9 protein-coding genes are annotated in these 15,226 nt (G+C 43.1%); 2 read left to right on the forward strand and 7 right to left on the reverse strand.

What is annotated here, in order from left to right; all coding sequences use genetic code 11:
* Positions 1 to 4: 4 nt before the first annotated feature.
* The 4 genes from HUG15_RS22585 to rpsF form a co-directional block, all read right to left on the reverse strand.
* Positions 5 to 946 carry a YybS family protein gene (locus tag HUG15_RS22585; RefSeq protein WP_200126066.1) on the reverse strand — a complete coding sequence of 314 codons (942 nt, stop codon included), beginning with the start codon at positions 944 to 946 and terminating at the stop codon, positions 5 to 7.
* 198 nt (positions 947 to 1,144) lie between these two features.
* Positions 1,145 to 1,372, reverse strand: a complete 228-nt coding sequence (rpsR, locus tag HUG15_RS22590; RefSeq protein WP_200126068.1) for a 30S ribosomal protein S18 — start codon at positions 1,370 to 1,372, stop codon at positions 1,145 to 1,147.
* 44 nt (positions 1,373 to 1,416) lie between these two features.
* A complete protein-coding gene (ssb, locus tag HUG15_RS22595; protein WP_200126070.1) occupies positions 1,417 to 1,917 on the reverse strand; it encodes a single-stranded DNA-binding protein in 501 nt (166 codons plus the stop codon).
* Between the two features lie 31 nt (positions 1,918 to 1,948).
* The gene (gene rpsF / locus HUG15_RS22600; protein ID WP_200126072.1) at positions 1,949 to 2,236 is read right to left on the reverse strand and encodes a 30S ribosomal protein S6; all 288 of its coding nucleotides are present in this window, start codon (positions 2,234 to 2,236) and stop codon (positions 1,949 to 1,951) included.
* Positions 2,237 to 2,541: 305 nt separating this feature from the next.
* Here rpsF and HUG15_RS22605 point away from each other — a divergent pair, with 305 nt between their 5' ends.
* Entirely contained in the window at positions 2,542 to 5,613 is a 3,072-nt protein-coding gene (locus tag HUG15_RS22605; RefSeq protein WP_211202307.1) for a hybrid sensor histidine kinase/response regulator, read from the forward strand.
* 52 nt (positions 5,614 to 5,665) lie between these two features.
* Here the strand turns inward: HUG15_RS22605 and HUG15_RS22610 are convergent, their stop codons facing one another.
* Complete coding sequence (locus HUG15_RS22610) at positions 5,666 to 12,253, reverse strand: Cna B-type domain-containing protein (protein ID WP_200126076.1); 6,588 nt, start codon at positions 12,251 to 12,253, stop codon at positions 5,666 to 5,668.
* A gap of 143 nt (positions 12,254 to 12,396) precedes the next feature.
* Here HUG15_RS22610 and HUG15_RS22615 point away from each other — a divergent pair, with 143 nt between their 5' ends.
* Positions 12,397 to 13,521: a response regulator gene (locus tag HUG15_RS22615; protein ID WP_200126078.1), complete on the forward strand. Its 1,125-nt coding sequence runs from the start codon at positions 12,397 to 12,399 to the stop codon at positions 13,519 to 13,521.
* 45 nt (positions 13,522 to 13,566) lie between these two features.
* Here the strand turns inward: HUG15_RS22615 and HUG15_RS22620 are convergent, their stop codons facing one another.
* Complete coding sequence (locus HUG15_RS22620; RefSeq protein WP_200126080.1) at positions 13,567 to 13,932, reverse strand: hypothetical protein; 366 nt, start codon at positions 13,930 to 13,932, stop codon at positions 13,567 to 13,569.
* Between the two features lie 9 nt (positions 13,933 to 13,941).
* Positions 13,942 to 15,081 carry a ParM/StbA family protein gene (locus tag HUG15_RS22625; protein WP_246516442.1) on the reverse strand — a complete coding sequence of 380 codons (1,140 nt, stop codon included), beginning with the start codon at positions 15,079 to 15,081 and terminating at the stop codon, positions 13,942 to 13,944.
* Between the last annotated feature and the right edge of the window lie 145 nt (positions 15,082 to 15,226).

The raw sequence follows: 15,226 nt of genomic DNA on the forward strand, positions 1-15,226 counted from the left end.
ACCCCTATTTATCAGACTTAATCCGGTTTTTTAAATCCATTCCGATATCCAAAATCCCAAGGATTCGAACAAACACTTGGACGAGCGGAAGCATCAATCCCGGAAAAAGGATGAGGATCGGGAGTGCTCTCGTTATATTCCTCATGTATACAAATTGGAACATAACCGATGCTCCCTGTATAATCATGGCAAATTCAAGCAACGGAAAGATATTGGAGACAATCATATGCATCGTTGTTCCCTGATCTTCGATCACTGCCAACCGCATGATGATGCCTGCCAAATAGTACCAAAGAAATACTCTCGGCAACGACCACTCTCTGAGGGGCGGAAATCGATACGTCCCTCCGATCAGCCTCCGCAAAAATTGGTGGGCAATAACTTGCGTCAAAAACGCATAGCCCACACCGGTTATGATCATGATTAAAGGTGCAATTTGCGGGATTTGCGCAATAGACTCACGATAAAACTCCAACTGTTCTTCATCCACTCCCTGATCAAAGGAAGTTAGCATTTGTTCTGCAGAATCAACAGAATCCTCCATTCCGCCTTGAAGCGCTTCAAAAGGATGAATATCAAGAATGACAACTGATCCGACAAAGAGCAGAACCAGTGTAAAAATATAGCTTAAGCTCCCCGCGAAAAGGGTTCGAAATGCAGACCTTTTTAAATGGTAACTGACACCGGCCACGTAGCCGCCCACCCCAAATAAAAGCACGAGCGGGATCGAAAAGGCCGAAGCGATTAAAAAGGCCGCGACAAAGCTGACGGCAAGGACCAGCGCCCCGGGTTTCGGGCCAAAACGAACCGTGTATATCAGGAGAGGAATGGGCAGAACCCATACGAATAATATACCTAGAACCGGTATGTAAACGGTAGCTGCCGTTAAAATTGCAAAGAGGGCAATCATAACAGCTCCCTCGGTTATTTTTCTCGATTGATTCATGCCGTCCCCCCGTCTGGATGTGAGAAGTGAGAAGTGAAAAGGTGGGTAGTGAGTAACACCCCGTTTAGTATATTTCACTGGTTCATTGTAGCCCATACATCTACAAAAAGAAAGGACGAACATTTATCGCCGCCCTTGGCGACGGATCGTATGAAGAAAGAACACTGCCGGCTTCATCGGCAGTGTTCGTAAGGGGTATTAATCGTCTTTTGCATATGGGAGTAACGCAGCTTGACGCGAACGTTTAATCGCGGTCGTCAATTTACGCTGATACTTCGCAGATGTTCCGGTTACCCGCCTCGGTAAAATCTTTCCCCGGTCCGAGATAAACTTCTGGAGAAGATTAACATCTTTATAATCAATCGTCTTGATTTTATTAACGGTAAAATAACATACCTTTCTGCGCTTGCCTCTGCGGCGTGCCATAGGACTCCCTCCTTCTTTAAGTTATTTTGCATGATGGGTAGTGTTTAGAATGGTAAATCGTCGTCGGAAATATCGACCGGTTTCCCGTCATTGGAGATAGGGTCTTCATTCAAATCGGCGGAGTGGCGTTGCCCTTCTTGGCCATATCCAACGTTTCCTTGGTAATTGGACGGCCCGGGAGCAGCTCCAACTCCTTGGTCGTCCCCGCCCCGATTTGCGGTAACGTTACGAGGCTCCAAAAATTGGACGCTTTCCGCTTGTATTTCAACGACATTTACACGTCGTCCTTCCCGATTTTCATAACTGCGGCTTTGAACGCGGCCGTCTACGCCTGCCTGACTTCCTTTTTTCAAGTAATTGGCGACGTTTTCCGCCTGTTTTCTCCAAACGACGCAGTTCAAAAAGTCCGCTTCCCGTTCCCCATACTGATTCGTAAATGGACGATTAACGGCGATGCCGAAATTAGCGACCGCCACCCCGTTCGGGGTGTAGCGCAATTCCGGATCACGCGTGAGACGTCCAACGAGCACGACGCGATTAATCATTCCAAACCCTCCCATTTATTAGAAGAATGCTTTAATCATCATCTCGAACAACGAGCGTTCGAATAACTTCATCGGTAAGCTTTATACGACGGTCAAACTCATTGATAGCGTCAGGGGTTGCCTGCACTTTGAGGATGACATAATACCCTTCACGGAAATCCTGAATTTCATAAGCGAGACGGCGTCTCCCTTTTTCATCAACTTCCGTTACCTCTGCACCATTATCGGAAAGAATTTGGTTGAAACGTTCAATCGTCGATTTGACTGCATCCTCTTCCAATGTCGGCCTTAAAATGTACAGAATCTCGTAGTTACGCATGCGCGTCACCTCCTTTTGGTCTTAACGGCCCCCGTCATTCCATTTACGGGAGCAAGGAGCAAAACGGGACAAGCCCTCTATTTACTCACATTACAACATTTTAACAAGAAGAACGGCCATACACAATAGCTGAGGTAAATTTTGATTCATCTTACAACTTATAGGGATCATACGTTTGCTTTCATGTTCATTATAGCATGATCTACTAAAGATGCAAGTGAAATTTTCGGGCAATCTTGTAAATCTATATCCTTTCATCCATAATTAAGCTAATACACCCCGTCATTAAAGGAATGAACCTGTCCATGATCACCAGCAGACCGATGGCTAAAAGAAATATCTTCCTTATTATTATTTTATTTTTTTTAATATTAACCTGTATGCGAATCGGTTGGATGATTTATCATCAACCTCCGGATCAGCCTCAGGCAGAAGATGGCATGATTGATTTAACAGAATGGAATTTTACGGATAACGAGGCAATCACGCTTGATGGTGAATGGGAATTTTATCCAAGCGAATTCATTGCGCCGAATTCCTACGATGATCCAAATGAATCAAAGGAATATATTTCTGTTCCCGGTGATTGGAGCATTGTTTATGGGGATTCCCCTTATGGCTACGGAACGTATCGTTTGACCATCATTCTTCCTGAAGATGAGCTGCCACACCAGCTATACGGAGTGCGAATGACAGAGGTGGACAGTGCCGCCAATGTATACATTGATGGGCAATTAATGGCCGAAAAAGGCAATGTCGCTCCATCCGCGGAGCATTCGGAAGATTCCTATGCACCATTCTCTACATTGTTTCACCCAGAAAATAATCAAGTTGAATTAGTGATTCATGTTTCAAACTTCGAATCGCCTTTACAGGGCGGAATTTCTCAATCCATTCAAATCGGCACCGAAAATGCAATCGCAGCAGATAACCACACCTCGGTCACACTGCAAATGATCGTTGCGGCCATTTTTTTATTACATAGTGTGTACGCATTCAGCATCTATTTTATGGGCAGAGGGAAATATCAAAAAGAAATTCTGTTTTTCGGCATCATGTTATTATTACATGGTTTTATGATTTTAATCGATGATGATGTTGCCCTCTATTTACCGATTGATGGTTCAGCACACTCGAAACTATTAGTCTTTTTATCCGCCAGTACATTGGTTAGTTTACTTATCTTTATCAAGCATTTTTTTCAAATTAAGTCACGTTTTTATTTATTGCTTTTACTATTATACGGACTTACCGTCATCAGTGTACTCATCATTCCGTTTCATCATTATGGCTATACATTAGGCATACTTTTTGTATTTGAAACGTTGGTTACTTTGTTTTTATTTGTTGAAACAATACGAGCGATTCGAACCCATTCTTCAGAAGCTATTTTTATATTGTTATTCATCGCGAGCTATGCATCGAACCAGTTTTGGGGTGCCTTAATCGTCGTGCAAATAGTTGACATCCCGTACTACCCATTTGATTTTCTTCTAACCATTGTGATGATTGCTTTACTCTTATTTAACCGCCACATACAGATGGCGAAATTGAATGAACAACAAACAGAAGAGCTTCAGAAAGCTGACGAGAAGAAAGACGAATTCTTAGCCAACACCGCACATGAATTACGCAACCCATTGCACGGCGTCATGAATATCGCACAAACCGTATTAGATGATAAAGACGAACATTTATCTGATAAAAATAGGGAGAATTTGAACTTACTCATTAATGTTGGCAGGCGAATGTCATTTACGCTTAATGATCTGCTTGATGTTACACGTCTGCAAGAGCATCGTATCGAGCTACAAAGGAAAACAATAAACATTCGTAAAGTTGCCCGAGGCGTTTTGGATATGGTTCATTTTATGACAGAAGAAAAGGAACTTCAATTTCAGCTGGATATCCCTCGTTCTTTTCCTAAAGTCAACGCAGATGAGAATCGCCTCATTCAAATTTTGTTTAATTTGCTTCATAATGCAGTTAAATACACGAATAGCGGGGAAATAACTGTATCTGCCAGTTATAAAAATAAAATGGCTATGATTGATGTGAAGGATACCGGTGTTGGCATGAGCAAGGAAATGTTAAATAAAGTTTTCCAGTCTTACGAACAGGAAGATAGCGGGGCTACATCTATAGATGGTGGTTTTGGCTTGGGACTGAGCATTTGCAAACAATTGGTTGAGTTGCATGGCGGAAAAATTTCTGCGAAATCAACTGTCGGTAAAGGCACTATTTTCTCTTTCACGCTGCCGTTAGCCAATCGCCATTACGGCAAAATCAATCATAAGTCTGAAGCAGCTGCTTCCATTGATATTACAGATGAATTCCATATGATGGATGCTACAACGCCGGTTTCCGATAATAGGGAACGAAGAGATGACAAAGCGAGAATACTAATCGTGGATGATGACCCTGTGAATATAAGGGTTTTGAGAACCATGCTAGCTTCTGATTATAAAGTCATTACCGCAACAAGCGGACAAAAAGCATTAGACCTCATCGATGACGGAGGAATCGATTTAATTATCTCTGATGTGATGATGCCCTATATGTCGGGTTATGAACTAACTCGCATCATCCGCAATCAATTCACGATTTCCGAGTTACCTATTTTGTTACTAACTGCACGTTACCAGCTTGAAGATATTAATACCGCCTTCCTCGCGGGCGCCAATGATTACATTGTAAAACCTGTGGATGCATTAGAAGTGAAGGCACGTGTAAGAGCATTAACAAATCTAAAAAGATCCATCAAGGAGCAGCTTCACTTAGAAGCGGCTTGGCTCCAATCTCAAATCCAGCCGCATTTCTTATTTAATACATTAAATACGATTGCTTCGCTCAGTGAAATGGATACGGATAGGATGATCAAGCTCCTGAATGAGTTTGGCAATTACTTGCGAAGAAGCTTTGATGTCAATAACGCCGAATCCCTTACCTCATTTGAGAGCGAGTTGGATCTAACAAAATCCTATTTGTACATTGAAAAAGAACGGTTTGGGGATCGATTGAACATTAAATGGACCATTGAAAACGGCGTTGATTTTCATCTTCCGCCTTTAACGATCCAGCCCCTTGTAGAAAATGCAGTCAGGCATGGTGTGCTTAAAAAAAGCAACGGGGGCGCAGTCACTATACAGGTGACGGACCGGAACACTCATTTTGAAATCGCGGTTATGGATGAAGGAGTAGGAATGGAACAAGGGGAGATTCGTAAAATACTCGATGAGCATCCTCATCATTTAAATGGAATTGGCGTAGCAAATACCAACCAACGATTAAAAAAGATGTATGGAAAGGGATTGGAAATTGAAAGTGAGCCTGGCAGCGGCACAACGGTGAGATTTCAAATCCCGAAAAATAAATGAAAAAAAGCTTTCATATACGTTTATGTATATGAAAGCTTTTTGTTACATGAGCCTATTCAACTGTTCTTCTTTTGCGATAAAGCATTGTGAGTGCCAATCCAACGATTAACAACCCTACGCCGACAAGGAGCATATTAAACAGATTTGTCGCTGTGTCAGGTAGTAGTCCACCTGTATCATCACTTTCGTCTTCTTTCGTTGTATCTCCTCTTTCAGCGTCAGTGGTTTTGTCTGTTTTGTCTTCTTGATCCGGTTTTGTCTCATCTTTTTCAGGATCGGTCGGTTTGCCTGGTTTGGCTTCACCGTCTTCATCTGTTATAAGCGTGTTCGTGAGATCATAACCGTTAACAGCCGTTTCATAGCCCTCTACAGCTTTCTCTGAAATGCTATAGTCGATTTCTTCGCCAGCTTCGTATTTGGGCAAGTCTGTGAAACGATATTCCCAATCGTCTTCTTCAGTGACTTCCATGTCATCAACAATTGCTCCATCGGCTAGAAGTTTCACTGTAATGGAATCCGGGCGATCATCGTTATCGCCATCTTTCCATGTTTTCGTTCCGGATACTTCCGTTTCTTCCGGTGTGTAAGCATTCGTGATGATAATGTTGCCATGATTGTCATCATTCACTGATGCTTCATATTCCGATTCTGTCAGCTCCACGACAGAATAATCAATGGCTTCTCCGGCTGCTTTAGCATCTAGGCCATCCCATGTGTACGTCCAGTCATTGTCTGCAGATAGCTCTACTGGATCGCCATAGGCTTCACCATCAGCTGTTAATTGCACCTCAATGCTTTCCGGACGGATACCATCTTGGTTATTAGCGTCGTCCCAATTCTTCGTTACGGTGACAGCTGTTTCTTCCGGCGTGTAGTGGTTGGTTATATCATGACCGTCGATATCTTGCGTGTAATGCTCTACTGTGTTTTCCGTAACTGTATAAGCGATCTCTTCTCCGGCTTCATATTTCGGTAAATCTGTGAAGCTATAGGCCCACTCGTCTTCTTCCGTGACTTCAGTGGAATCAACGACGGCACCATCGGCTAAAAGATTCACTGTTACGGATTCCGGACGGACGCCATCTTGATTATCGGCATCGTCCCAGGTCTTCATTCCGGATACGTCTGTTTCTTCCGGTGTGTACGCATTTGTGATGATAATGTTGCCATGATTGTCATCATTCACTGATGCATCATATCCTGGTAGTTCTGTCAGTTCTTCAACGGAATAATCAATGGCTTCCCCAGATGCATTTGCATCTAATTCATCCCATGTGTACGTCCAGTCGTTCTCTACAGATAGCTCCACCGGATCACGATGTTCTTCACCATCAGCTGTTAATTGCACCTCAATGCTGTTCGGGCGAATCCCGTCTTGGTTCTGGGCATCGTCCCAGCTCTTCGTTACGGTGACAGCCGTTTCTTCCGGCGTGTAGTGGTTGGTTATATCATGACCGTCGATATCTTGCGTGTAATGCTCTACTGTGTTTTCCGTAACTGTATAAACGATCTCTTCGCCGGCTTCATATTTCGGTAAATCTGTGAAGCTATAAGCCCACTCGTCTTCTTCCGTGACTTCAGTGGAATCAACGACGGCACCATCGGCTAAAAGATTCACCGTTACGGATTCCGGGCGGACCCCATCTTGATTGTCGGCATCGTCCCATGTCTTTTCACCTGTGACCTCAGTTACTTCCGGCGTGTAACGATTAGTGACATCAAATTCTTCAATGGCCGTTTCGTAACCTTCTACAGGGTCTTCTGTGATCCTGTAGTCAATTTCTTCACCGGCCTCATATTTTGGCAAGTCTGTGAAACTGTATTCCCAATTATCGTCTTCCGTGACTTCAATGGAATCAATCGTCTCGTCATCAACCAAGAGATTGACGGTGACTGAATCCGGGCGAATACCATCTTGATTGTCGCCATCTTCCCATATTTTTTCACCGGAAATATTAATTTCTTCCGGCGTATGAGCATTTGTGAGGATGATGTTTCCATGATCGTCATCATCCACTATTGCTTCATATTCCGATACGTCTGTTTCTTCAACGACGGAATAGTCAATGGCTTCTCCTGCTTCGTTCAAAGGCAGTTCATCCCACGTATGATTCCAATCGTTTTCTTCCGACAATTCAACTGGATCACCAACAACATCGCCATTCGCCGTTAATTGCACGTCAATGCTTTCCGGACGGATACCGTCCTGATCATTGGCGTCGTCCCAGTTCTTCGTGACGGTGGCCGCTGTTTCTTCCGGCGTGTAATGGTTGGTTATATCATAACCTTCAATATCCTGCGTGTAATGTTCGACAGTATTCTCTGTAATTGTATATTCAATCTCTTCACCGGCTTCATATTTGGGTAGGTCTGTGAAACTATATTCCCAATTATCGTCTTCCGTTACGTCAGTCGAATCGACTGGTTCGCCGTCAGCCAAAAGATTCACGGTAATGGAATCCGGACGAATGCCATCTTGGTTATCGGCATCTCCCCATATTTTTTCACCACCGATATCAATGACTTCAGGCGTGTAGCTATTTGTAATATCATGGCCATCCACTTCCGATGTGTAGCCATCAACACCTACGTCTTCTTCCTCTACCGTGTACGTAATTTCTTCCTGATCGTCATATTGTGGCAAACCTGTGAAGCTATACGCCCAATCGTCTTCTGCCGTGACTTCCGTTGAATCGACTGGTTCGCCGTCAGCTAAAAGATTCACGGTAATGGAATCCGGGCGGATACCATCCTGGTTATCTGCATCGTCCCATGTCTTTGTACCGGAGACGTCCGTTAATTCACGTTGGTTTTCTACTGTTATAGCTGCCGGCTCTCTTTCTTCTTCTCCAACTTCAACGTAATGTCTTTCTTCGTTTGGTTCATAACCAATGGGGGTGTCTGTTTCTTCCAGGTAGTATGTTCCTGCCCCTGGTAAATCTTCAAACAGTATGTTTCCTTCTTCATCGGTTGTTCCGGTTGCTATTAAGTCATCATCCGAATTGTAGAGTTCGAACTCAACTCCGGAGATATTTTCCCCTAAGTCATCGACTTTCGCCAATTCAATGGCAAATACAGGTTCATAATTCTCCACAGTATAGGCATAATCCGTTATATCTGCCTCCGGATCGTATGCTTCATCAATGGTAATGGTTCGGCTTTCTTCCGGTGTGACATAACCATCCGGTACAGTCGTTTCGTGTAGTACATAGTCACCATATAGCAAACGCCCAAAATCAATTTGGCCATCATCGTCGGTTGTGCCGGTTTTTAATACATTGCCGGTATCTGCATCGATTAAGTCAAATTCTGCTCCGGCAAGCTTTTCTTCCCCGTCATCTGTCGTATCAACCTTATCGATCACGAGGTAACCCGCTTCACCTGATCCGCCGCCTGAAGATGTTTGGCTAATGGTTACCGAACCGTCACCATCTGTTTGGCCATCTTCAATGATATTGTCACCTTTTATGTCATAGGAGTTTGTGACATCTTCGCCATGCCCTGCAAAGAACAATGTGGAATATTCAACGATAAACGGACGCTCTACTGTGTCGTTCCATTCGATCGTAAATGCTTGATCATCTTCATTAAACGTTAACTCATACTCATCTTCGGAAACTTCGTCTCCTCTGGTGGTATTTCCATTTACATCAACGCTTGCATGATACACTGTAATCGTATCTTCAAGATACGCTTGATTGTCAGAGATGGAGTCCTCAAGTGTTAAGTTACTGATTTCTTGTTGCCCGAGGTTCACATCGATGGACCAATGCACTTGTTTTCCATCTTGATAACCGGACTTATCGCCATACGTAGCTGATTTTGCTATACCTACTGAGGCTTCTAAATTGGATAACGTTTCGTCTCCATCTAACACCTCTGCTTCGTTCACATACTCGCTTTGAATATCACTTAAACCTTCGAGCGAGGTCCTGTACTCAATTTTGTACGCGTTGTTTGTGTCACCAATGTCGACGTGTAATGTATTTTCCCCTTCATCGACACTTGCAACATCTTCTAAGATGTCGCCTTCCGTTATACCACCATCTGACCCTATGGCCAGTTCCGTGACCTCAACAGAATCCGCGATGATCGTTTGATTGCCTTGCGGCGCATCTGTGACAGTTAAATCTTCAATGGTATTTTCACGGTAATTGGTGTAAATCGTCCACGTAATTTCTTTGGATTCAGGATCGTATGATCCGTTTTTCCAATCACGTTGCTCTGTTTGCCAGTTTAACTCTGTTTCAGCTTCAACGTTTCTTGTAATCGAGTTTTCTTCGCCTTCCGGCGTCCATGTTATGGCTGCATGATTTGTCGCCGTATTATCCGGCAATTCGTCTGCAACATAATCGGTTTGATACGTGATTAGGATCTCTTCATCTGTTGTGAAGTCTTCAGGGAACGCAATGGTGAATGGATTTTCACCTGAAAGTGTATAATCTGTATATGGTGACCCACCAACGGTGACCGCCACGGAATCCTCATCTAACGTTAACCCTTCACCCAATGTATCCTCGATAGTGATATTCTCCATTGGGTATTCATCATGGTTAATGCGGATGGTCCAATCAATGGTATTTTCTGCGTAGTCAATTGTTCCGGCTGATTTCGCACCATAGTACGTGCCGACACCCGTACCGGAAGCCGCTGATTCACCGCCAAATCCGGCCGTATTCTCAACGTTAAACCCATCCAACACACGGTCTGTCACTTCTGTTTGATACGTGACTTTATACGGGTTATCGGTTGTAATGCCGGTGACCTCAAATCCATCTTCAATCGATTGAAGTTCCGCACCGTCCGGCATGCCGACATTGCCTGTTTCTTGTGCATTGCCGTCTTCATCGATTTCCATTTCCGTGAACACGAGACTGTCCTCGACTAATGCCAGTGCCCCTTCAGGTGTCCATGAATCAGACAGAGTGACATCTTCTAAATCCTGCTCATCGTAGTTGAATTCAATTTCCCATTCAATCATGCCTGTTACAGGGTCATAGTCTGCAACAGCAGTTTTGTTAATCGGGTCCCCGCGATCAATGGTTACGGTAGCGTTTGCTGACGTATCATCCAGGTCATCATCTGAAAGCGTCGCGTTATTTTGGAATTCCGCCTCCTCATGATCGGTGACTGTCGTGACATATTCAATGCGATAAGCCTCTTGAATATCGCCGAGCGGGATATTCAATTCACCGTCTGCAAATGTCTCCTCTATGCTGTCGACTTCATCGCCCTCGCCAATGACATTGCCGTTTAAATCAACGTCCAATTCTACGACATTTAAGCTCCCTTCCTGATACTCCGTTCCTTCGGGAAGGACGTCGGTGACAGTTGCATTATCTAATGACACTTGATCCTTATTAATGATTACTTCCCACGTAATTTCATCGGCATTATAGCTACTATTCGGTGTCCCCTCTTTTTCGATCGTTTTCTCTCGTTCACCGAGATCAATAGGGATCCTGATTTCGCCCTCTTCGCCAATGGGCTCAATAATCGCGTCGCCATCGTCGATTTCAACATTTTCTGCATCCAATGTTGAAATGATTTCCAGCCAACCTTCGACATTGCTATGCGTTTCAACAAAATCTGTAAATGTTAAATCGACTTGTTTATCTGTGCCTATTGTATAGGTTGCTACGACTTGACCAGCAGCGTTCTCTAACTCACCAGTGATCTCATCCGCGATTGCAATGCCATTGGGAAGTTCAAATGTTTCTGTATCTCCATCTACATAGTTATGATCATTTTCTAAGTTCCAGCTCAACCCTAGCCAAAATTCTTCTGCCGGATCCAGTAAATTCTCTTCGCCGTATGCATTGCCATCCAGATCCGTCACAATGCCAATTTCTAAGTTAAATCCATATTTGTCTTCCTGTGTGTCGGCCTGCGTCGCCTCAGCTAACGCTGATTCTCCGGGTTCCTCAGATTCTGAAGCCTCTTCATCATTTTCAGCCACTTCTGCTTCTTCTTTTGCTTCATTCTCTTCTTCATTTGAACCATCGGTGTCTTCCTGTGCTTCCTCTTCCTCGGTTACCTGCTCGTCTGATGGCTCCTCGTCATCAGCAGCATCCTCTTCAGAACGGGCGTCACTTTCTTCCTGCTGCTCTTCTTCCTCTTCTGCTTCTTGCTCCTCTTCATCCTCTTCCTCTGTCATCACAGGCTCAAAGGAAATCGCCATTTCCTGCAATCCTTGAGGATGATGGAATGTAAGGTCTGCTTCTTCAATCTCTTCAATGAGATCGCCATTCCAAGAAACCTGCAACACAAGAACGCCTTGCTGATCTTCCTCTTCAGGAATCAGCGTGATGGTCTGGTTCTCTACTTGATAGGTTCCAACTTGCTGGCCATCTTCATTTTCAATCTCTCCGCCGGCATCTTCCAAAATAATTTCTTCCGGTACCGCGACAGAGATCGACTGTTCATCCGACTGTTCCGACCATTGATAAGCAAGTTCTAGTTCAAACTGCTCTTCACGGTCTACTTCATCCTTTTGACTTAGATCGGTTTCTCCATCTAACAACTTGGCTTCCGTTGCAACATCGTCACTGCCTTGAGCTGTCGCAGTTTGTATCTGCACCAAATAAGGTTGGAACGCGATTAAAACTGCAAAAAAGACCATACCTAAACGCTTCGCCAACTTAAATCCCCTTCCATTAACATATATTCCTTTCATTTTTTTAGTTTATAAGATAAGACTCTACAAATTATCTACAAAAAATTTAACAGCTGAAAAAATGTAATGTATAATAGTCCTATAGAATCATAAACGGGGGGATCTTGGTGAAAGCAATTCTTGTTGACGATGAAGCTCTCGCTTTAGATTTTCTGGAACACCAAGTAAATAAAGTTGACAGTATTGAAGTCATAGGTAAATTTGGTCATTTGGACATTGAGAAGCATGTTGCTCTGTTAGAGGAAGTTGATGTTCTTTTTTTAGATATAGAAATGCCTGAGATGAATGGGCTTGAACTGGCAGAGAGAATACTTGAAATCGATGCAAATATTTCAATTGTTTTTGTTACTGCTTTTAATGATTATGCCGTACAAGCATTTGAATTAAATGCATTAGACTATGTGCTTAAACCCATCCAAATGGATCGCTTAAAAAAGACGTTGGAAAGAGTTGAATTAAAGGTAAATCAACGAATACATAAGCCTTTAAGAAAACGTAATGTGCTACGAGTAAACGTATCCAGAGAGCTAAGTTTCAAGTTGACAAATGATAAACTTGATTTCATTCAATTTCGAACAACAAAATCCCGGGAATTATTTCTTTATTTACTCCATCACAGCGACAAAACCTTTCGCAAATCCGAGCTAACCGAACTGCTATGGGCAGATTTCCCCGAAGAAAAAGCATATTCACAGCTATATACAGCGATCTATCATTTACGGAAAACATTGCATAAATATAAAGGGCATTTCACCATAAAAAACTTGGGAGCAGGCTACATGTTATCTACGAAAGATGTTTTCATTGATTTGGTTGAATGGGAAAAACAAATCATTTCTGCTCCCCGTCTCACGACAAAAACAATTGATGATTATGAAGAAACGATGAAATTATATACAGGGGGTTTTTTAGAAAAATATGACTATTTATGGGCAGAAGGAGAGCGGTTCCGACTGGAGCAGCTATGGATAAAAGTCGCTTATGAAATGGCAGGTTATTATGATAAACAGGATAATTTGGAAATGGCGGAAGCGTGGTATGTTAAGATTTGTACCGCAAGACCGGAAGAGGAAGATGCTCACTTTTTATTAATGAAGTTATATGCAAAACTGAGAATCGGTTTATTTATCGATCACCAGTATCACCAATTGACAAAGGCAATGGAAGATTTAGGTTTACAAGTCAGCCCAAATATAACGCAATGGTACAAGCAATGGAAAAGCAAAAAATAATGTAAAAAAAGAAGCGGGGTTCAACGCGTCCCCGCTTCCCGCAGCTTATCGTCTTGTAAATATGGCATTGCCGTCGATGCCGGAAAATATATCATCCGCTTCATCTTCTTCCGCTTCAGGGGCTTCCTCTTTTTCTGTTTCTTTTTGTGGCGCATCATCGAACGAGGCTTGGTGCTCTTGCTTACGTTTCTTACTTTCCGGTTTTGTTTCTTGCTCGTGCATGAATTGGAGCAGTTCCTTCGAGGTTTCAATATCGCGAATATCAACGTTTCCGAAACGCTCTTGCATGACTTGCACGAGAAAAGAAAGTGAATCGCGAATGTTGGACTGGGCGTCCAGCCATTCATTAATCGCGTCCGGGTCCCGCTCGGTACTTAATTTCCACGTATACGTTACTCGCTTTTTCGCCATTGCAATCACCTATTTGGTATAAAGAAGTTTTTCATTCAAGACTTTTAATCCATTAATATTCATGTTCACCGCGTATTCTTCCGGTATCCAAATGACTTCGATTTTTGCCTCGTTGGCATAATCCAAAAGATCTTCAAAGAGATCGTCGTAAAATTGAATGCTTCCCCCACCGTAAACCATAATTTTATCAACTCTACCCGCTGTGTTCATCGCTCTTTCCTGTATGTCCTCCAAAATGAGTTGCGCTTGCAAGTACCTTGCTTCGTCCAAGCTTTGCACGGCTGCTTCATGTAAATTATTGGTGTCATCTTGATAGATATTCATAAATTGCTGCCGATTAAGAGAGAGGTGACCCCCAACCTCGTTTTTTAACAGTTTTATTGCTTCTTGGGTTGCATGCCCAACGCCATGCCTTGCGCCATCACTAAGGTCAAGCACTGCATTTTTTTCTTCCGTATAAATATACTCGGTCGTTCCGTCTCCAATATCCGCGTGTAAAATATGTTGATTGGCCATATCTTTCGGTTTCATCTTGGAATCATATTGATCGTCATAATGTTTCAAGATGTCATCTTCAGCGGTTAGCAGGGCATAAAGCGCGGGCACCCCTTCGGTTGTGACATTGACTTCATTAAACGTCACCATAACTGTGACCATTTGGTCCGCTACATAGATAATGACCGTATGTGTTCGCCCTTCCAACCGTTTCTGCAAATGTTCGGCCCGTTCGTTGGTATGTTCCGATGCGGGGATCGCTGTTGACAGATTTCCTTCTATTTCTAAGACCTTCGGCAACTCTTCATTCGACTCATAATACGTTTTGACTTCATTACCGGCAATCATTCCGAGGCAAACAATCACGGGGATATCGTGTCTGTATTTATTTCCAAGTTTAATATTAATATTTTCTACCATATCATTGATTTTGCTTGCGCGATTTCCGACAAAATACGTCCCGTTCTTTTTAATCGCGTCGCTCGTCACATGAATAAGCAGATCTTCTTCAATACGCGCGATGCTTTGTGCAAGATTTGTATCTGCTATTTCAGGAACTCGATTCACTCGCTTTACCACAGATGGTTGTGTTAAAAAACGATCCTCAATGTACATCTTCGTCTCTGAATTCCCGATATCTGCTGCCATTAACATTTCGTACCCTCTCCCGTCGTTCATGATAATGAGATGCTTTTTGGGTTTTTTATGGATTCCTTAGTAATCCTTTTTGGATGAAAATAAGTATTCTCTTTGGAATCCCCCTGTGCAAAATAGATGAATAAATGTCTTTCGGATGCTT

Source organism: Salicibibacter cibarius, from assembly GCF_016495725.1.
GTDB lineage: Bacteria > Bacillota > Bacilli > Bacillales > Marinococcaceae > Salicibibacter > Salicibibacter cibarius.

What these genes read in the sequence shown, in the direction of transcription:
- HUG15_RS22585 (WP_200126066.1), bottom strand. Translation starts at nt 946, where the DNA reads ATGAATCAATCGAGAAAAATAACCGAGGGAGCTGTTATGATTGCCCTC.
- rpsR (WP_200126068.1), bottom strand. Translation starts at nt 1,372, where the DNA reads ATGGCACGCCGCAGAGGCAAGCGCAGAAAGGTATGTTATTTTACCGTT.
- ssb (WP_200126070.1), bottom strand. Translation starts at nt 1,917, where the DNA reads ATGATTAATCGCGTCGTGCTCGTTGGACGTCTCACGCGTGATCCGGAA.
- rpsF (WP_200126072.1), bottom strand. Translation starts at nt 2,236, where the DNA reads ATGCGTAACTACGAGATTCTGTACATTTTAAGGCCGACATTGGAAGAG.
- HUG15_RS22605 (WP_211202307.1), top strand. Translation starts at nt 2,542, where the DNA reads ATGATCACCAGCAGACCGATGGCTAAAAGAAATATCTTCCTTATTATT.
- HUG15_RS22620 (WP_200126080.1), bottom strand. Translation starts at nt 13,932, where the DNA reads ATGGCGAAAAAGCGAGTAACGTATACGTGGAAATTAAGTACCGAGCGG.
- HUG15_RS22625 (WP_246516442.1), bottom strand. Translation starts at nt 15,081, where the DNA reads ATGTTAATGGCAGCAGATATCGGGAATTCAGAGACGAAGATGTACATT.